The sequence below is a fragment of the Halomonas campaniensis genome (assembly GCF_002211105.1).
Taxonomy (GTDB): Bacteria; Pseudomonadota; Gammaproteobacteria; order Pseudomonadales; family Halomonadaceae; genus Vreelandella; species Vreelandella campaniensis_A.
Genome location: NZ_JPUA01000001.1, coordinates 136,023 through 155,432 on the forward strand (window position 1 = coordinate 136,023; position 19,410 = coordinate 155,432).

General features: G+C 55.0%; 19 protein-coding genes. 8 read left to right on the plus strand and 11 right to left on the minus strand.

Translation table 11 applies throughout. The features are described from left to right. Positions 1–94: 94 nt before the first annotated feature. Positions 95–1,285: an NAD(P)/FAD-dependent oxidoreductase gene (locus tag JI62_RS00655; RefSeq protein WP_088698310.1), complete on the minus strand. Its 1,191-nt coding sequence runs from the start codon at positions 1,283–1,285 to the stop codon at positions 95–97. 106 nt (positions 1,286–1,391) lie between these two features. Between JI62_RS00655 and JI62_RS00660 the strand changes: the two genes are divergently transcribed. The 7 genes from JI62_RS00660 (at position 1,392) to JI62_RS00690 (ending at position 7,523) form a co-directional block, all read left to right on the plus strand. After that, entirely contained in the window at positions 1,392–2,015 is a 624-nt protein-coding gene (locus JI62_RS00660) for a chorismate--pyruvate lyase family protein (RefSeq protein ID WP_088698311.1), read from the plus strand. Between the two features lie 35 nt (positions 2,016–2,050). Continuing rightward, a complete protein-coding gene (gene ubiA / locus JI62_RS00665) occupies positions 2,051–2,941 on the plus strand; it encodes a 4-hydroxybenzoate octaprenyltransferase (RefSeq protein WP_088698312.1) in 891 nt (296 codons plus the stop codon). 125 nt (positions 2,942–3,066) lie between these two features. Next, complete coding sequence (gene phoB, locus JI62_RS00670) at positions 3,067–3,756, plus strand: phosphate regulon transcriptional regulator PhoB (protein ID WP_007112280.1); 690 nt, start codon at positions 3,067–3,069, stop codon at positions 3,754–3,756. Positions 3,757–3,758: 2 nt separating this feature from the next. Further along, positions 3,759–5,045: a phosphate regulon sensor histidine kinase PhoR gene (phoR, locus tag JI62_RS00675; RefSeq protein WP_088698313.1), complete on the plus strand. Its 1,287-nt coding sequence runs from the start codon at positions 3,759–3,761 to the stop codon at positions 5,043–5,045. Positions 5,046–5,351: 306 nt separating this feature from the next. After that, positions 5,352–5,666, plus strand: coding sequence for a hypothetical protein (locus JI62_RS00680; protein ID WP_170938447.1), 315 nt, complete (start codon positions 5,352–5,354; stop codon positions 5,664–5,666). Between the two features lie 651 nt (positions 5,667–6,317). Then, entirely contained in the window at positions 6,318–6,620 is a 303-nt protein-coding gene (locus JI62_RS00685; RefSeq protein ID WP_088698314.1) for a hypothetical protein, read from the plus strand. 573 nt (positions 6,621–7,193) lie between these two features. Next, positions 7,194–7,523: a hypothetical protein gene (locus JI62_RS00690; RefSeq protein ID WP_088698315.1), complete on the plus strand. Its 330-nt coding sequence runs from the start codon at positions 7,194–7,196 to the stop codon at positions 7,521–7,523. 95 nt (positions 7,524–7,618) lie between these two features. Here JI62_RS00690 and JI62_RS00695 read toward each other — a convergent pair whose 3' ends face one another. The 7 genes from JI62_RS00695 to JI62_RS00725 form a co-directional block, all read right to left on the minus strand. After that, positions 7,619–8,113 carry a copper chaperone PCu(A)C gene (locus tag JI62_RS00695; protein ID WP_088698316.1) on the minus strand — a complete coding sequence of 165 codons (495 nt, stop codon included), beginning with the start codon at positions 8,111–8,113 and terminating at the stop codon, positions 7,619–7,621. A gap of 99 nt (positions 8,114–8,212) precedes the next feature. Further along, positions 8,213–8,956 carry a sulfate transporter CysZ gene (gene cysZ / locus JI62_RS00700; protein WP_088698317.1) on the minus strand — a complete coding sequence of 248 codons (744 nt, stop codon included), beginning with the start codon at positions 8,954–8,956 and terminating at the stop codon, positions 8,213–8,215. Between the two features lie 78 nt (positions 8,957–9,034). Further along, positions 9,035–9,760, minus strand: coding sequence for a phosphate signaling complex protein PhoU (phoU, locus tag JI62_RS00705; RefSeq protein WP_088698318.1), 726 nt, complete (start codon positions 9,758–9,760; stop codon positions 9,035–9,037). Between the two features lie 31 nt (positions 9,761–9,791). Next, the gene (gene pstB, locus JI62_RS00710; RefSeq protein ID WP_088698319.1) at positions 9,792–10,607 is read right to left on the minus strand and encodes a phosphate ABC transporter ATP-binding protein PstB; all 816 of its coding nucleotides are present in this window, start codon (positions 10,605–10,607) and stop codon (positions 9,792–9,794) included. After that, on the minus strand, positions 10,601–12,022 hold the full coding sequence (gene pstA, locus JI62_RS00715; RefSeq protein WP_088698320.1) for a phosphate ABC transporter permease PstA: 1,422 nt from the start codon (positions 12,020–12,022) through the stop codon (positions 10,601–10,603). Before pstA ends, pstB begins: the two co-directional genes overlap by 7 nt. Next, positions 12,019–13,137, minus strand: a complete 1,119-nt coding sequence (locus JI62_RS00720) for an ABC transporter permease subunit (RefSeq protein ID WP_088698321.1) — start codon at positions 13,135–13,137, stop codon at positions 12,019–12,021. Before JI62_RS00720 ends, pstA begins: the two co-directional genes overlap by 4 nt. Positions 13,138–13,268: 131 nt before the next feature. After that, positions 13,269–14,153 carry a PstS family phosphate ABC transporter substrate-binding protein gene (locus JI62_RS00725; protein WP_088698341.1) on the minus strand — a complete coding sequence of 295 codons (885 nt, stop codon included), beginning with the start codon at positions 14,151–14,153 and terminating at the stop codon, positions 13,269–13,271. A 205-nt stretch (positions 14,154–14,358) separates the two neighbouring features. On the opposite strand from JI62_RS00725, the gene JI62_RS00730 reads away from it, so the two are divergent. Continuing rightward, the gene (locus tag JI62_RS00730) at positions 14,359–14,775 is read left to right on the plus strand and encodes an acyl-CoA thioesterase (protein WP_088698322.1); all 417 of its coding nucleotides are present in this window, start codon (positions 14,359–14,361) and stop codon (positions 14,773–14,775) included. Positions 14,776–14,863: 88 nt separating this feature from the next. Here the strand turns inward: JI62_RS00730 and JI62_RS00735 are convergent, their stop codons facing one another. The 3 genes from JI62_RS00735 to hexR form a co-directional block, all read right to left on the minus strand. Continuing rightward, positions 14,864–15,958 carry a TRAP transporter substrate-binding protein gene (locus JI62_RS00735; RefSeq protein ID WP_088698323.1) on the minus strand — a complete coding sequence of 365 codons (1,095 nt, stop codon included), beginning with the start codon at positions 15,956–15,958 and terminating at the stop codon, positions 14,864–14,866. A 130-nt stretch (positions 15,959–16,088) separates the two neighbouring features. Further along, positions 16,089–18,287, minus strand: a complete 2,199-nt coding sequence (gene uvrD / locus JI62_RS00740; protein WP_088698324.1) for a DNA helicase II — start codon at positions 18,285–18,287, stop codon at positions 16,089–16,091. A 77-nt stretch (positions 18,288–18,364) separates the two neighbouring features. Beyond that, positions 18,365–19,219 carry a transcriptional regulator HexR gene (gene hexR / locus JI62_RS00745; RefSeq protein WP_088698325.1) on the minus strand — a complete coding sequence of 285 codons (855 nt, stop codon included), beginning with the start codon at positions 19,217–19,219 and terminating at the stop codon, positions 18,365–18,367. Between the last annotated feature and the right edge of the window lie 191 nt (positions 19,220–19,410).

Here is a 19,410-nt window from a genome sequence, read left to right on the forward strand (position 1 = left end):
CTCCCCTTGTTAATAAAAATCAAACAAATGCATGTTGTTGGGTGCGTAGCCGATTAGGTTAGCTTCTCTAGCCTAGTCGTGAACGCGACGAAAATCAGCCTAGCAGCGTAGGTGCTGCTCTGGAAAGCTCCACTTTCCTTCTCACGCAGCCGCCTGTCAACGCAAAACCAATCAAACGTCCGTCTTTATTTTCAGCCAAGGCACTGATATCACCGCCTTCACCTTCAATTCGCCAGCGCTCCGGAGTGGTCGTTGGTGGGTAGGCAACCACCGGTAGCAGCGGCGTTTTTACCACTACCGGCCAAGCGCCAAAGCTAACCGGTGTGGGGGTACCCGAAAGTGTTGCTGCCAGGGCTTTTGCGCTGGCTTGCAGCGGCTGTACGTACATGGCATTAACGCCGTCTACGCAGGCCACATCGCCCAGGGCGTAGATATGGGGGTGCGAAGTACGCAACTGCCGGTCAACGACTATACCGCTAGGCGATACGCTTAAACCAGCCGCTTCGGCAAGCGCCGTGCGGGGGGCAAGGCCGGTTGCCATCAGTACGAGGTCAGCGCTGACGGTGTCGCCGTTATCCAGGCGTAATACGATGTCTTCGTCGCTTTCGGCCGCAATGGAATCAATCGAACGGCCAAGGTGAAGGTTGATCCCTGCTTCGCTAAAGGCATCGCTCAGGGCGTTTCCTAAAGGCGGTGGTAGCAAGCGAGGAAGCAGACTTCCTTCAGGGGCGATGACGCTGACGTGATGGCCGCCAGCGTGAAGATCGTTGGCAAATTCACAGCCTACCAGCCCTGCGCCAATAATCGCCACCCGTGCTGGGCCATGGCCTAGCGCCGAGTGAAAGTGGCGGTAGTCATCCAGGTCATTAATGGTAAAGCAGCGTGGGGCTACGCTGGGCTCAAGGCTGAAGGGCAACCGTGGTGCAGCGCCAGTGGCCAGCACCAGTGTGTCGTAGCCGAGCACCATGCCGTCTTCAAGAAGAATTGTTTGGTTATCCACATCCAGTGCGTCCACTTGGGTGTGGATAAACATCTGGGCAGTTAGCTCTTCGCCTAGTTCAGCAGCGCTGCGCTGGGCTAATTGTTCGGGCGCGAGGCCCTTGGCGAAGCCGGTGGAGAGCAACGGCTTGCTGTAGTCATCGCCGCTGTCCGCGCTCACCAGCGTGATTGAGCGTTGGTCGCCCAGGCGGCGCAGTGCCCGGGCAAGGCCAACCCCTGCCATGCCGGTGCCAATAATCACCAGCGCAGCGTGTGACGACGGTTTTTGTGTCTGGGGTGCGGGCATGCAGATACCAAAAGAGTTGCTAAAGAAAAAATGACTAAAAAAAGTTGCCGACAATAAGAGGCGCTAAACCGTTTTGTGAAAAAAGTCGCTGAAACCAAAGCCTCCAATGCCTCATGTTACACTAGCCAGCCCGTTAATTGCCCTGGAGAACTCGGTGACGGCTGCTGCTTTTCGGCAAACTCCTCTATTTTCCCGCTGGCGCCCGATTGATGCGGCGCGCCCGGCGATGAGTGCTTCCTGGTGGCAGTGGGTTGCCTCCACCGATTCGTTAACCGCACGCTTGATGGCAGCTGGTGGAGCTAAGCCGTTTCGCGTACGGCTACTACGCCAGGGCGTCGGCTGGCCGCGACAGGATGAGGCGCAGGCGCTGGGCATTAGGGCCAAGCGGTACGCCTGGCTGCGGGAAGTAGCGCTGTGCTTGGATGAAACGCCCTGGGTGGTGGCGCGTTCGGTCGCCCCACTCGCGCAGCTAAAGGGCCAGCGCTTGGATCGTCTGGGGGAACGCTCGCTAGGCAGTTGGTTATTCCGTCAGCCGGGTTTAATCCGTGGGTCATTAGAGGCGACGACGCAAGCGCCGACTTTCGCTAGCGTGAACGGTATACAAGGAAACGCTGCTTGGGGCCGTCGCTCTGTTTTTTATTACGGCTGTAAGCACGACTCTCTGTCGTTATTAGTTCAAGAGTACTTTTTGGGTGCAATGGCTGATGATCTTGGCCTGCCTTCGCGCTAGGCTAGCGCCTGCATCTTATTCTTCGTGAGGTAAGCATGGATCGTTCATTGTTGCGGCCGAAGGGATGGGCTCGCGTGGCAGATTTTTTACAGCTGATGCGCTTGAATCGGCCGATAGGCACATGGCTGTTGATGTGGCCGACGCTGTGGGCACTTTGGGTGGCTGCAGAAGGTGTGCCCGGGCGAAATGTGCTGCTGATTTTCGTGGCCGGTGTTTACGTGATGCGTGCCGCGGGCTGCGTGGTCAATGACTATGCGGATCGCCACTTTGACGGCCATGTGAAACGCACTAAGCATCGTCCGCTAGCGACAGGCCGGATCAGTGAAACCGAAGCCCAGCTACTGTTTATCGCCCTGGTGGCCGCTGCGTTTATTCTGGTACTACTAACCAACTGGTTTACGGTGCTGCTCTCGCTGGGCGGGGTGCTGCTGGCGATTATTTATCCGTTTATGAAGCGCTATACCCACTTTCCTCAGGTGGTGCTGGGCGCAGCGTTTTCCTGGGCTATTCCGATGGCGTTTGGCGCCGTATTGGGCTACGTGCCGCTGGAAGCATGGCTGCTATTCTGCGCTAATGTGTGCTGGACAGTGGCTTACGATACCCAGTACGCCATGGTTGATCGCGACGACGATTTAAAAATTGGTATTAAATCAACGGCCGTGCTGTTTGGAAATGCAGACCGTTTGATCATTGGCCTCCTCCAGCTAGCCACCCTGGGGTTGCTGGCCTGGGTAGGCTGGCGGGTTGGTTTAGGTGGTTTCTTCTGGTTAGGGCTTGCTGCAATGGGGGCGACTTTTCTGCATCAGCAGCGCTTGATTCGCCACCAGGAGCGGGATGCCTGCTTCCAGGCGTTTCTCAACAATCACTGGTCGGGGCTGCTGATTTTTGCCGGTATCGCGCTAAGCTGGTGGCCTGTGGCGGGCTAATCGCAACGATTGTCATGTAATTGTCATCAAGTCATGGTGTTATCGTCACTGACATGTCATTGATCTGTTTATCTTTGAAGTGCTTTTCTTTGAACTGGTTTCTTTGAACACCGTGAGGCTCTGGTATGACCGCCAAGACCGTTCTGATTGTCGATGATGAGGCGTCGATTCGCGAAATGATCGCGGTAGCGCTGGAAATGGCTGACTATCGCGTGCTCGAAGCGGATAACGCCCAGGATGCCCATGCCATGGTGGTCGACCACCAGCCCGATCTACTGCTGCTGGACTGGATGATGCCCGGCACTAGCGGTATTGAGCTGGCTAGACGCTTAAAGCGTGAAGAAGCCACCGCCGAAATTCCCATTATTATGCTCACCGCCAAAGGTGAAGAGGATAATAAAATTCAGGGACTTGAAGCCGGCGCCGATGACTATATCACCAAGCCCTTTTCTCCTCGGGAATTGGTGGCACGGCTAAAAGCGGTGCTGCGTCGCGCGACCCCGCGTGGCGTTGAAGACCCGATTGAAATTAACGGTCTACTGCTTGATCCGGTGAGTCACCGGGTAAGCGCCCACGGCAAAGCTTTGGAAATGGGGCCCACCGAGTACCGATTGCTACAGTTTTTTATGACCCACCAAGAGCGCGCTTACACACGTAGCCAGCTGCTTGACCAAGTGTGGGGTGGCAATGTGTATGTCGAAGAGCGCACGGTCGACGTGCATATTCGCCGCTTGCGTAAAGCACTGGGCGATGTGCATCAGAACCTGATTCAAACGGTTCGGGGTACCGGTTACCGTTTCTCTGCTCGGGTGTAAATGTGCGCCTATGGAGCCGTGAACTGTGGCGGCTAGCGTGGCTGGCCACGCTGGGCACCTGTCTGGGCTGGTTATTGGGTTCAGCAGGGCTAGGGCTCGCGGCAGGGCTTGCACTATGTCTTTTTTATCATTTGCGCCAACTGCGCGAACTCTACCTGTGGCTCACCCTCCACCCTCACGATGAGCCGCCTGCCGCTAGCGGAATGTGGGGCGAGCTATTTGACCGCTTATACCGCTATCAAAAAAGCCAGCGCATTACCCAAAGCCGGTTGCGCGCTACTCTGGCGCGTATTCAAGAGTCGTCTGAAGCGATGCGCGACAGCGTGGTTATGCTTGACCGCCACGGCGACCTGGAGTGGTGGAACAGCGCCGCTACCGCCATGCTGGGGCTACAAACGGCCCACGATAGGGGCCAACACATCACCAACCTGCTGCGCGACCCAAGCTTTATCAGCTACTTTAATGCGCGTAACTACAGTGAGCCGTTAACGCTCACCTCGCCGATTGATGAGCGACGAATCCTGCAGTATCAAATTACCCTGTATGGCGACGACGAACGCTTGGTCATGGCTCGCGATATCACCCGCTTGCATCGGCTTGAGCAGATGCGGCGCGACTTTGTCGCCAACGTCTCCCACGAGCTGCGCACTCCTCTGACCGTCCTTTCTGGCTATTTGGAAACCTACAGCGATATCGCCGATCAGCTTCCGCCGCGCTTGGGTCGCAGTATCCAGCAGATGCAGGAACAGACTCAACGTATGCAGAATTTGGTCAATGATTTATTGCTGCTCTCGCGCTTGGAGATTGACCAGGGGGGGAAAGATCATCACCCCATGTCACTTGAACCTTTGCTGCAAAGCGTTTGTGCTGATGCGCTAGCCCTATCGCATCAACGGCATACCATCACCGTCGCGCTCGAGAGCGACGCCCGGTTACTAGGCAGCGAGCAGGAAATCCGTAGTGCTGTCTCTAACCTTGCCTTTAATGCGGTTCGTTACACGCCAGCAGGTAGCCAAATCACACTGCGCTGGAAAGCTGACGCTTCAGGCGGCGGCTATATCGATGTGGAAGATAATGGTGAAGGCATTGATCCCGTTCATATTCCCCGCTTAACGGAACGCTTTTACCGGGTCGATAAGGGGCGCAGCACGGCGACGGGTGGCACGGGTTTAGGCTTAGCCATCGTTAAGCACGTGTTGTTGCGTCACGATGCGCAGCTGCAAATTGAATCTCTCCCCGGCAAGGGCGCACTGTTTCGTTGTGCCTTCCCCTCCTCGCGTCTCGTTTAATTTAGAAAGACGTCCGACGCACAATATTTGTAGAAGTGTGTAATATTGGCATGCAAGGTCGGTAAAACTTTACCCATGTGCCATTTTTATACAGCTAAAAGTGCTGATTGACGGCTTGGGCAGTACCTCTCTGGTACTTCGTTAATTAGTTAAGTTTTTGATTTTGTTAGTTTTATTTTATTATAGTCGCTTTTGGCATGCCAGCTGCAAGTACCCAGGTAAGGAAGATGACCGCAGGAATTGCTGGCTACTGGTTAGCCCTTCTTTCTTAACCAAGCGGTAAAAAACAGCGATCGGAGGTGGAATATGATGTCCAAGGATTTTCTCAAGAAAGCTGGCATTTTAGGTGTGTCTTTTGGCTTGATGGCAAGCCCATTGGCTTTTGCACAAACAGATGAAAACACTGCAATTGATGAGAACCAAGGCATCACGGCTGATGAGCAGCCAATGGATGCACAGGGTACTGGTAGCTCTAGCAGCAGTGGCACACAAGATACGACTAATGATTTAACCCATGACGAAGGCGACGATGTCAGCGACATGGAACCCCAGTCGAGCAGTCACTCAGATGACGCTGAGTATGATAAAGATGAACTTGTTGAAGAAAATGGCGGTAGCTAATTATTAGTGTTTTTTTAGATATCATTGAATGCTTTCTCATTGGATGAAGAAGTAATCAACAGGATGTTGTGATGCAAGGATGTTTTTTCAGATTCAAGGATGAATCAATAGGAAATCAAAACGCTAGTCAGGGTAAATTCCAAGGTTGGAGTCCCGCACAAGGAGTGGAAACTAGTGTTAGTCATTACCTATAACCAATTCTGATATCGGGCCCTGCGCTAGCAGGGCCTAATTTTTTGCTGCTGACTTTTCTATATTGCTCTCCTTCCGTTTTCCCATCCGCACTTTTTCTCCCATCACCCTGGCGTCGAAACGATGCTTTTAACTCTATTGTGCTGTCTTTTTGGTATGCATCGTATTGGTATACCCACCTAATGCGCATTTTGCATGATGTGTCATAAAGGCACAGACAGTTTTGCGCATGTGTCATTAGTGCGCATTTTATTAGCGTGCTTTTGTTTTTTCCAGCATATAATTGTGCACAATATATATGTCTCAAAGTGTTGATTTTATTTATTTTATTTTTATTTAGACGGTTTTGGCATTGCTTATGCAATCTATGGGTAGTGAAGCTAACCGCAGTGAGAACTGGCCGCAAGCCTGCCCTCACTTCACTTCAGCGGTATCAAATAGTCACCAGGAGTAAAAAGTATGTTTAACGTATTTGTTAAAAAAGCAGCCGTTGTGGGTCTCTCTTTGGGTTTGCTGGCAAGCCCGCTTGCCTTTGCGCATATCTCTATCGAAGCGAATCAAGATTTATCCGTTAATGATGAGCCCATTCAAGCTCAATCGCACCGCACGAACGATCAAGCTGATTTTAGCCCATCTGACTTGATGTTCGATGAAGGTGATCAGCCAAATGTTATCAAGGCAGAGTCTCACCGCACTAGCACTCAAGCCGACTTCACAGCGAAAGATTTAACCCAGGATGAGGGTGATGGCAACGTTTGGTAACAAAAGTTTGCAATTTTGAGGAAATATATTACGATTAGAGAGTGATCTAAACACGCCAAAGCGTGTCACACCACAGGGATGCGCATCGATTCACGGAATGAATCAAACGACAATCAGAGCGCTGGTCAGGGTTAAATTCCAAGGTTGGAGCCCCGCAAAAGGAAAGGAAGCCAGCGCAAGTCATTGTCAACATCTTGTGTCCTTAGACCCTGCTGATGCGGGGTCTGATTTTTTGCGATGCAAGGTTCCCGTGATGATCCTCTCTTAGCTTAACCTGCTACTTACGCGCTGCTAGATACTTTCCATCATCGCACGCTCTCAGCTCGCTCGTTGGGATGCTGACGCTGGTTTTTCGTATAGATAGAGCGACGCATGTGTAATTATTGCTCAATTATTTTTGGTAAAATAAGTTTGTGAGAGCTTATTTTTCGCACAATGTTTAACCCATAAGATAATGATTTATTTATATTTTTTATTTATTGATGGGGTTTGGTATACAGTGTGCGTTATTAACGATGGATTGGCTGCTTTTATTATCATGGAGCGGTATAAAGAAATAATGAGGAGAGCGTCATGTTATCAAAAGAAATAGGCAAAAAACTCGCTATCGTAGCGACAGCTTTGGGTCTAATCGTGAGCCCGCTGGCAATGGCGAACTCGTCAATTGAATTGAATAAAGACCGTTCCGCTGGTCAGAATGTGATTGATAAGCCTACGTCACACAGACCGTCAAACGCAGCTAACACCTCGGCTAATGACTTGAACCGCGATGAAGGCGATAGTTTGGACTTCTCTCCATCCAGCAGTCGCGCTTCTAGTAATGAAAAAGGCGCGACCACTCGTCAAGAGGGTTATAGCACCGGCGAGCTCAACCGAGATGAAGGCGATAGCACCGACTGGTAAATAATAGAATACGTGTAACTGCTAATGTATTCGTTACTCGCTAAAAACCCCGCTGAAGCGGGGTTTTTTCCATGTGTTAAAAAAAGCAACCGACATCAGTGATGATGCCCATCAGCAGCTTCGCTACCCTCTTGGGCGCTCTGTATCCAGACCTCGATCTCTACGTCACCTTGTTCAGCGAAGATGAGCGTGAGGGGAAATCGTTCACCCTCCTTCAGCGGCTCGTTTAAGCCAAGCAGCATTAAGTGAAAGCCGCCACCCGGCCGCATGGTATAAGTCTCCCCCGCCTGGATACGAATCTCATCCACATGCCGCATCTGCATTATATCGCCGTCCATTTGCATATCGTGCAGCTCAACATTGCTGCTCACAGGGCTGCTCGCGCCAATAAGAGTAACGGACTCTGAAAAGGCGGTGATATCGATGTAGGCTGCGCCGTTTACCGCCCCCGGTGGGGTAGGGGTAGCGAAGGGATGCGCAATGCGCAGAGCCTCAGTTTTTACGTCGTGGGCGACGGCCATAGATGCCATCGAAATAGACATAGCGCTAATCAAAAGTATGCCACCCAGCCAAGCCGTCGGTTTTAACATGCGGTGATTCCTTTGTTGTTAATTGAGCACAGGATTGAACCCAGGAAAGACGAATAAAACATCAAGGTAGCAAAGTGGCGTGGCCTGGGTAATAAGCGCCTACTGCGGTGTGATGCCGCGTGTATCACCATGTACATTTCGGTAATGGTCATCCCAGAGCAGCACGGCACCGGCTACGGCACCAGGAATCAGAAACAGATTGGCCAGCGGAATCCAGGTGATAAGCGTGACCAATCCGCCAAAGCTAAGGCTTTGCCACCAGCGCTTAGCGAGTCGTTGGCGCATATCGGCAAACGTCACCTTGTTGTTATCCATTGGGTAATCCAAATAGGTGATGGCCATTACCCAGGCAGAAAACAGCGCCCAGAGTAGTGGGGCAACTAAATTCACGCCGGGAATCCAGCTGATCACAAACAGGCCCGCAGCACGGGGCAGAATATAAGCGAGCTTAACAAATTCGCGGCCCAGGGCATCAATGGCTGTTTTGGCCAGGTTTCGGTCATCCAGGGGCTCACGACCAGTGGCTTGAATTTCAACTTTCGCGGCTAAGAAGCCGTAAAAAGGGGCTGCGATTAAGCTGGTCACCAGCGTGAAGGTAAAAAACACCACGACGAGTAGGCAAATCACAAACAGGGGCCAGATTAGCCACGCCAGCCAATCAAGCCAGGCAGGTACCATGCTCATCCAATAAGCTAACCAGCCATCGAAGCGGCTGAGCACAAAGCTGAACATGCTTACGTAAACAATTAGATTGACTAAAATTGGCAGGAAAATATAGCGGCGCATACCCGACTGATACACACAGCGTGTACCTCGGCTAAGCGCAGTGACAGCATCCAGCATGTTGGTGAGCTCCTCGTGATTCAAACGTCCAGACCGCTTAGCAGCCTGGACGTATTGCAGGAGGAAAGCCCTATCAGGTCAAGACTTTTTTAGTACCTTCGGATCCAGATCGTCGGTGTCGCTATGGCGAATATCCAGTCCTTTGACGAGATAAACCACGTACTCCGCGAGGTTATCGGCGTGGTCACCCACCCGCTCCAGCGCACGCAGTACCCACATGATGCTGAGTACCGAGGTAATAGAGCGCGAGTCTTCCATCATAAAGGTCATTAGCGAGCGCATAGCGCTGCTGTATTCGTCGTCTACCAGCTCATCTTCACGCACGACCTGCATGGCCAGGTCAGTATCAAAGCGGGCAAAGGCGGTGAGCGCATCGCGCAGCATTTTACGCACGTGCTCGCTGATATGACGTACTTCCACCAAGCCGCGAATGGTGCTGGTGTTTTCACTCAGTAGCAGCGCGTTGCGGGCGATTTTGCTGGCTTCATCGCCAATCCGTTCAAGGTCTGAGGTGGCGCGAATGACGGCCAGCACCAAGCGCAAATCGGACGCTGCAGGCTGGCGGCGCGCCAGTACGCGGGTACATTCGTCGTCGATTTGCAGCTGCAGGTCGTTGACTTGGCGGTCATTGTCACGCACCTGCTCGGCTAAGCGAGTATCGCCCTCCAGGAGGGCAAAGACAGCATCCTGCACTTGTTTTTCCACCAGACCGCCCATGGCCATCAGGTGGGTCTTCAGCTCTTCCAGCTCCTGGTTGAACTGGCGAGAGATATGCTGGCTGTGAGAGTCGCTAGTAATATCCATGGAGCACTCCTGACGTTTCCGTCGCTAAGGCCTAGGTGATGCGGCCGGTGATGTAGTTTTCGGTACGTTGCAAACGGGGGTTGGTGAAGACTTGATCGGTAGGCCCGTATTCAACCAGCTCACCTTGATGCAAAAAGGCGGTGTAATCTGATACGCGCGCTGCCTGCTGCATATTGTGGGTGACCAGTATCAGCGTGAGCTCCGATTTGAGGTTACGGATCAACTCCTCAATTTTGAGGGTTGAAATCGGGTCGAGTGCTGATGCTGGCTCGTCAAGCAGCAGCACGTCGGGCTGAACTGCTAAGGTGCGGGCGATTACCAGGCGCTGCTGCTGACCGCCGGAAAGCTGCCAAGCGGAACGGTGTAAGCGATCTTTCACCTCATCCCACAGAGCGGCGGAAGTTAACGCCCACTCAATAATGTCGTCCCTTTTGCGCTTGGGCATGCGCTGTTGCAGTCGTAGCCCGAAGGCCACGTTTTCATAGATCGACATGGGGAAGGGGTTGGGCGTTTGAAACACCATCCCGACACGCCGCCGCAGCTCGGTTACATTCATGTGCGGGTTATGAATATCATGCCCTTCCAGCATGATTTGACCGCTGTGGGATACCGACTCATTAAGATCGTGCAAACGGTTAATGGCCCGTAGCAGCGTCGACTTACCGCAACCCGACGGGCCGATGAAGGCGGTGACACGATGTCGGGGAACGCTCAGGGTTAAGCCGCGCAACGCCTCTTTCCCCGCATAAGCGAGGCTAAAGTGATCGATGCTCAGGCAGCTATGCTCGGACGAAAAGTGCGCCACTGGTGCCTGAGAGGTATTAGCTGAATGTAATGACGCTAGCATTCGTTTCCCCGTTGACGCCTAAGATAATGACGCAGAAATATGGCAGTTAGGTTAAGCACCAGCACAATTAACACTAAAAGTAGTGCCGTGGCATAAACCAATGGGATGGCAGCCTGCACATCTTCGCCGTGAAAGGCGGTATCAAATAAATGATAGCCAAGGTGCATGAACTTGCGCTCTAAATGTAGGTAAGGAAACTCACCATCAATGGGCACTTGAGGCGCCAGCTTAGCAACGCCAACCAGCATGAGCGGCGCCACTTCGCCGGCCGCGCGGGCAACTGCTAGAATGACGCCTGTCAGCATGGCGGGGGCCGCCATGGGCAGCACGATACGGGTGAGCATCTCTAAGCGCGTAGCGCCGAGCGCCACGGCACCTTCCCGCTGCGCTTCGGGAATCCGCGCCAGTCCCTCTTCTGTGGCCACAATCACCACTGGAAGGGTGAGTAGTGCCAGGGTGAGCGATGCCCATAACAGGCCGCCGGTGCCAAAGGTGGGCGAAGGCAGCGTATCGCTGAAAAACCATTCATCCAGCGAACCGCCGATGCCGTAAACAAACACCCCCAAACCAAATACCCCATACACGATTGAAGGAACACCGGCCAGATTGCGCACGCCAATACGCACCAGCCGGGTCAGTCGCCCCTGATGAGCGATTTCATTGAGATAAATAGCGGCCAGCACGCCAAACGGGGTCACCATTACCGACATTAAAATCACCATTAGCACCGTGCCAAATATGGCGGGCCAAACGCCACCGTCGGTATTGGCTGCTCGTGGGCCCTCGCTTAAAAACCGCCAAACCGCCTCCCCCCAGGCGCGCGTTTTCTGCCAGCCGCTCATGGCATTGGGGGCTTGTGCGCTCACCACGCTGGCCAGCGGTTGACGCAGGATTTGGCCATCCACGGTAGTGAGTAGTAGCTGGCTCTCCTGGCGCTGGTTGGCGGGCAGCGTTAATAGGGTCGCCAACTGCTGCCAAGCGGCGTCTCCCTGCCAGCGCTGGTCGCCCTGCTCAATAGCCACCAAACGGCCAATAAAGTCTCCCCAGGGGCTGCGCTCGACGCGGATCAGATCCTTGGGTTGGGCGCGCTCGACAATTTCATCAATCGCCACCCAGCGCCAGCGAACACCCTCAATATCCTGATTGCCGGTGAAGTAGAGCCGTTCTTCCCCCGCCTGTTGGGGAAGCGCGACCTCGCGCACGGCTTCGCCAGCAAAGGTTTCACCTGAGCTAAGGGTGATCTCTTCCAGCGTGGCGGGCCAGAAGTGGCCAAGCCCGCGTACCAGCAGTAGCGTGAGTAGGGCGCCCAGCATCAGCAGGGAGAGCGCTACGCTGGCTGCGCAAAGCCAGGGCCATACATCATTTGCCCGGCTAAAACGACGGCGAAGAGAGGCGGCGTGGGACGCAGAGGTCATAATGTGCCCCCCATCTGGCGGAAGCGGCGGCGTAAGCGCTGGCGGACGACCTCGGCAAGGGTGTTAACCAGAAACGTGAAGATAAACAGCACCAGGGCGGCCAAGATCAGCAGATGATAGGTCTGGCCACCGGGGGACGCTTCAGGCAGCTCAATGGCAATAGCCGCGGCCATGGAGCGCATACCCTCGAAGGGGCTGGCGCTAAACAGAGCCGTATTGCCGCTGGCCATCAGTACGATCATGGTTTCACCTACCGCCCGGCCCGCCCCAATCATTATCGCTGAGAAAATGCCTGGGCCCGCTGCCACCAGCGCCACTTTCCACAGCGCCTGCCAGCGGCTGGCCCCCAGTGCCTGGGCGCCCTCTATTAAGGTCGAGGGCACATCGGCCAGCGCGTCTTCCGCCAGTGAGTAGATACTGGGGATAACGGCAAAACCCATGGCGACACCAACAATCAGCGCATTGCGGGCGGCGTAATCCATGCCGTAGCGCTGGTCGAGCAACTGGCGCAGATCACCGCCTAACCACTGCTGCTCCAGCCAGGGCGCGAGCCATAGCGCTATCGCCACCATGAAGACAAGCCAGGGCACTAGCCAAAGGCCTGCCCAGGAAAACGCTAATCGGCGGCGAAGGCGTGATTTGGCCAGTTGCCAGAGTAAACCGGCTAGCGCGGCGCTGAGCGGGAGCCAAATGATCAGCATCAAAGCACTGGCGAGATGACGCTCGACCCAAGGTGCCAAAATAAGCCCGGCAATAAAGCCCACCACCACCCCGGGGATCGCCTCCATCATTTCGAGCGCCGGCTTGATGCGCGCGCGCAGGCGCGCTGACATAAACAGCGCAGAGTAGATGGCTGCCCCCAAGGCCACGGGAATGGCGAACAGCAGCGCGGCGAGTGCGGCTTTGAGGGTGCCCCATGCCAGGGGAGAGAACTTAGCCAGCGCGAAGGTATCGCCAATCGCCAACAGCGGCAGGGTTTCCCACACCAAAAAGACACCGATAGCCAGGATTGCCAGCAGCACACCTATACCGCCAGCGGTAATTAAACCAGTGGCCATGCGGTCTTTCAGCAGTCTAAGCGGCTGTCGAGAAGAGGGTAACCGAGGTAGGGTCATGTGGATATCATGGCAAAACCGAGGTGATCATAGCGCTGACCAAATGAGGTGAAAAACAAGATGTAACGAAAAACAGACATAGACAGATTCCCTACCCTAAGACAATTATGTGTCAGTTAGATGACAGTGGTTTACCACCTTTGTTGGTCGTCAAGGACACTGGAGGTTAACGGGACAAAGCCGGATGCGCGCGCAATCTGCTGTCCCTCATCGGACATAATCAACCGCAGCAGCGCCTGCTCAGCGGGGGGAAGCCGTTCTCCAGGCGGTAGGTTCACATAGAGGTATAGATAGCGCGACAGCGGATAGTCACCGCTCTGTATCGCCGCTTCGTTGGGGGGTATCGCAATGCCCTCATCGTTATACAGGCTCAACGCGTGCACCGCCGGGGTGAGGTGGTTAAACCCGGCGTAGCCCATCGCATTGGCGGATTCGCCAACGGCGGCGACCACTGCCGATGAGCCGGGGTGTTCACTGATATCGTTGCGAAAACGTCCGCCGCATAAGGCCCGCTGTTGAAACAGCCCATGGGTGCCCGAGGCAAGATTGCGCCCATGCAGCGCAATGCTGCCAAATGACCAGTCACGGGTCGCTGGCAGTTGCTCCCAACGCCTGATCGGCGCCTCGCCACCGCAGGCCAGAGAGGTTGAGAAAATCTCATCCACCTGCTGACGGGTTAGCGCGCGCAGCGGGTTATGGCGGTGTACAACAACGATAAGCGCGTCACGGGCGACCTTCAATTCCAGCGGTGGGTAGCCATAGCGCTCGATAAAGTTATCGCGCTCTTCGCCGGTCATCGGGCGAGACATGGGGCCCAGCCGGGTAGTGCCGGCCATTAGCGCCGTGGGCGCACTGGCTGAACCACTTGCTTGGAACTGCAGCTTTACCTCTGGATAGCGGGTGGTGAGGGTTTCGCCCCAGCGCAGCATTAGCCCCGCCATTGTGTCAGAGCCCACTGCACCCAAAGTACCGCTGATAGTGGCGGGTTGCCCCCAGGCTAGGGAGGGTAACAGCATCAGGATAACCACCGCCCAGCTCAATAAAGTGCGCCAAACAGCGAAAGTTACCCCCTTATTGAAAAGAGTCGTCCAACGAGTATTCAAACAAGCGTCCTCTTATGGTTAACTGAAACTACTTCTTTGTGTTGCGATGCAGCAACAAGCCTAAACAACGTGACTCTCTGCAACGTTTACAACAATAAACTGACTAAGCGACTAACTCATGACTCTCCTGGAAACCGATTTGGACGATGTACCCGCCCCTCAAGGCCAACTAACATTAAAATTACTGGCTTCCCGCCAAGATACCAATTTTTATGGTGATATACCCGGTGGGTGGCTGGTCAATCAAATGGATCAAGCCGCTGAGCTGGCGGCCGGGCGTGAAGCGGGTGGGCGAACGGCGACCGTGGCGATTGAAGCCATGGACTTTTTAAGCCCGGTGCGCGTTGGCTCGATGGTCAGCGTTTACACCCAGGTACAAGACATTGGCCATAGTTCAATCAAGATTGATGTGGAAGTTTGGGTGCGTCCTCCCCATGGGCAACGCATAGAGGAGCGCCAGAAAGTCACCGAGGCACGCTTTGTGATGGTCGCGCTGGACGATAACGGGCGCATCCGAGCAGTGCATAGCGACTAATACACCTCAAAAGAGCTGACTTGAAATAGCAAAAGGGCGCTTAGTGCGCCCTTTTGCCGTGCTTGTCGTTTATTGGTCTAGTGGCTCATTAACCTTCGACGTTATCGCGGTTCTTGAGGTAGGCGTACTCACCCACATCGCTGAACGGACGTAGCAGCTTCTGGAAAGCAGAATAAGATTCGTAAACACGGCGTGACTCTTCGTCGCTATCGACCTGACGCTGAATCGCTTCCAGCGATGAGGTGTAAAGCGCTGCCATTACGTCCTCGGGGAAAGTGCGTAGCTGAACGCCATGCTCATCGACCAGTGTTTCCAGTGCCTGGGCGTTGCGGAAGGCAAATTCGCTGATCATGGCCATGTTAGACGCCCGTGCAGCTTCGCGGATCACGTCCTGCAGGTCTTCCGGCAGCGAATTCCAGGCATCCAGGTTGATCGTGCCTTCCAGAACCGCAGAGGGCTCGTTCCACGCCGAGGTGTAGTAGTAGTCAGCTACCTGATGCAAACCAAACGCCAGGTCGTTATACGGCCCTACCCAGTCAGCAGCATCCAGCGCGCCGGTTTGCAGCGAGGTAAAGATTTCCGACCCCGGCATAGTGACGGTGCTAACGCCAATGCTATTCATGGCCTCACCGGCCAGACCTGGCAGACGCAGTTTCAACCCCTGCATATCGTCTAGTGAGTTGATCTCTTTTTTGAACCAGCCCGCCATCTGCGCGCCAGTGTTGCCCACGGCGAATGGCTTCAGATTGTGATTGGCGTAGATCTCATCCCACAGCTCCTGGCCACCGCCATGATACAACCAGGCATTCATTTCGGTGGTGGTCATGCCGAACGGCACGGCGGTAAAGAACTGCGAGGCAGCCACTTTTCCGCGCCAGTAGTAAGAGGCAGAGTGGCCCATCTCAGCGGTTCCAGCAGCCACTGCGTCGAATACTTCCAGGGCGGGCACTAGTTCACCCGCGCCATGGACGCGGATCTGCATGCGGCCGTTAGAGAGCTGTTCTACCCGGCGGGCGAAATCATTCGCGCCGGTGCCTAGGGCGGGAAAGTTTTTTGGCCACGAGGTGACCATATCCCAGGTGTAGGTCTCTTGAGCGCGGGCGCTAGAGGGGGTTACAAAAGGGGCAGCAGCGACACCGGCAGCACCTAGGCCGACGGTTTTAAGGAAGTTACGGCGTTGCATGGCGAGCAAAACTCCGGAAATTATAGGATTTTTTTGTCAGCGCGCAAAAAAGCGCAGTGTCCGTCCGCCAGTATGCGCTAAGCGGGTTTTACTCGGCAAGCCATAGCGCTCAACACCCGCGCTTAGCGGCTTAAAGCGGTGTCAGCTTGGCAAAGCCGAGTACCAACCATTTGACGCCTTCACCTTCAAAGCTGACCTGCACTCGGGCGCGGGCACCTTCACCTTCCGCATTAAGAATAATACCTTCGCCAAACACCGGGTGCTCAACTCCCTGGCCAACGTGGAGGCTAGGTATATCGCCGCTGCTCTCGACGCTTTGCTGAGCGAAAGAGGTGCGCGACGCAGTGACCGGGCGGGAAATATGCCCCCGCAGGCGGACTTCTTCGAGCAGGTGCGGTGGCAGCTCGCGCAAAAAGCGCGATGGACGTGGAAACACCTCTTTACCATGCAGGCGCCGGGTTTCGGCGTGGGTGAGGTAGAGCTTCTGCATGGCGCGGGTGACGCCGACGTAACAGAGCCGCCGCTCCTCTTCGAGCCTGCCCGGCTCTTCCAGGGACATCTTATGGGGAAACAGCCCCTCTTCCACACCGGCAATAAACACCACCGGGAACTCCAGGCCTTTGGCGGAGTGCAGCGTCATTAGCTGTACACTGTCCTCAAACTCCTCGGCTTCGTGGTCGCCAGCATTAAGCGCGGCTTCGGAGAGGAATGCCTCCAGCGCCGCCATGCCTTCGCCCGCCTCAGGTGCTTCAAACACATCGCCTTGGGTAAAGGCGCGGGCGGCGGTCACCAGTTCTTCCAGGTTCTCGACCCGCGCCTGGCCTTTCTCACCGCGCTCACTTTTGTGGTGCTCAATCAGGCCGGTATGCACCGTGACGTGATCGATAATCTCATGCAGTGCCATGCCGGAAGCATCGTTATCGAGCTGCTCAATCAGGTTGGCAAAGGTTTGCACTGCATTGGCCGCGCGGCCTTTCAAGGTGCCATCGTTAATTGCATCGTGGAGCGCCTGCCACAGTTGAATGCCTTGTTCACGGGCGCGCAGGCGAACAATCTCTACCGTCCGTGTGCCGATGCCGCGGGTGGGTACGTTAATCACCCTCTCAAGGGAGGCATCGTCGTCGCGGTTGAGCATCAGGCGCAGGTAGGCCAGGGCATTCTTGATCTCCAGGCGCTCGTAGAAGCGGTGACCGCCGTAAATACGGTAGGGCATGCCTTGACGAATCAGCGTCTCTTCCAGCAGCCGCGACTGGGCGTTGGAGCGGTAGAGAATGGCTATATCGCGGCGATTAAAGCCTTCGTCGACCTTCTCCTTGATGGTGTCGACGATATAGCGCGCTTCTTCCAGGTCGTTAAACCCGGCGTAGATCGAGATCGGCTCGCCTTCGATGCCTTCGGTCCACAGGTTTTTACCCATCCGCTCGCTGTTGTGGCTGATCAGCGTATTGGCGGCTTCCAAAATGGCGCTGGTGGAGCGATAGTTCTGTTCAAGCCGCACGGTATGGGTCTGCGGAAACTCTTGCTCAAAGCGGCTGATATTCTCCACCTTGGCACCGCGCCAGCCGTAGATCGACTGGTCATCATCACCCACCGCAGTCATCGGTGTCTTCATGCCGGTGAGCAGTTTTAGCCAAGCGTATTGCAGGGTATTGGTATCCTGAAACTCATCTACCAGTACGTGACCAAAGCGCTCCTGGTAGTGGTTTAACAGCGCCGGGTTGTCGCGTAGTAGCTCCAGGCTGCGCAGCAGCAGTTCACCGAAATCGACCAGACCACCGCGTTCGCAGGTCAGTTGGTAGCGCTCGTAGAGCTCAACCATTTGACCCATGTAGGCATCGCCATCGACGTTGACCTGATGCGGGCGCAGTCCTTCCTCTTTGCAGCCGGAGATAAAGTGCTGCACCTGGCGGGGCGGATAGCGTTCGTCGTCGATGGAGTAATCTTTCAGCAGCCGTTTGACCAAGCGTAGCTGATCGTCAGAATCGATAATCTGGAAGTGTTGCGGCAGCCGGGCGTCCTGCCAGTGGGTACGCAGCAGGCGGTGGGCGATGGAGTGAAAGGTGCCTACCCACACATGGCGCATCGATATGCTCAGCAGCGCCTCGAGGCGGGTGCGCATCTCCTTGGCGGCTTTATTGGTAAAGGTGACCGCCAGCAGCGCGTAGGGTGACAGCCCTTCGGCCTGCATCAGCCAGGCAATGCGATGAACCAGCACGCGGGTTTTGCCCGAGCCTGCGCCTGCGAGCACCAACAAATTACCTTGGGGGGCGCTCACTGCTTCGCGCTGGGCGGAGTTGAGCTGATCGAGAATCGCCGTGACGTCGTCCATAGTAGCCGCTGCCGGATCAAAAAATAGGCGGCTAGTCTAGCACAGCCAGCGAACTGGCTGTGTATACAGGTTAACGGTTAGGGGTCTTCAGGAAAGCGCAGCGTATTAAGGCTCTTTTTAACCGCTTTAAGCTGTTCGGCGAGTTTCGGGCCGCGGGTTTTGGCCACGCCCACGGCAAGTACATCGATAAGCACCAGGTGGGCAATCCGCGAGCTAAGCGGGGTGTAGATCTCGGTGTCTTCGTGAACATCGATATACAGCGGCAGGCTGACCTCTTCGGCGAGCGGCGAACCGCTGGGGCAAAGGCCAATGACGGTCGCGCCCGCTTCGCGAGCTAGGCGTACGCTGGCGACGAGCGCTTTGGTACGACCGGTTTGTGAAATTGCCACCACCACATCGCCATCGTTCAAGGTCACCGCCGACATATTCTGCATATGCGGGTCAGCGTAGGCGGAGGTGGAAATTTGTAGCCGGAAAAATTTGTGCTGAGCATCAAAAGCCACCGCGCCAGAGGCCCCAAAACCATAGAACTCGACCCGATTGGCCATCGCCAGGGCGTTGACTGCACGGCCCAGGGCGTCGTTATCCAACCGGTCACGAACCGAGAGTAGCGTACCCACCGTCGAGTCGAAGATGCTGTGGGAAAACTCAGCGACCGAGTCGCTATCGTTCATGGAGAACTGCGCGAACTGACTGCCGCTGGCCAGCATTTGCGCCAGCTGTAGTTTGAAGTCCTGAAAGCCATTGCACCCCAGCGCACGGCAAAAGCGCACCACGGTAGGTTCGCTAACGGTGGCTTCGGTGGCCAGATCCACAATGCGCATGTGGATGACCTCTTCGGGGTTGCGCAGCACAAACCGCGCCACTTTTTGTTCGGAGCGTCGAAAGTGCTCCATGCGGCGTCTCATTTCATCAAACAGGGCGCGACTCACGTTCAGCTCCTTGGGTGCTCAACCAACAGGTAATCAACAGTATGCCTTAATGAGTCCATTGGGCCACGAACTATTAGGCAGCCTTCCAACAGCGTTTAAAGGTCGTTAGTCAGTTTTTTTAAGATTGGTCATCATTTTGTCAAGTAGGTTATAGTAATAATTGAAGTGCCGCACTGCATCATAACAGTCGT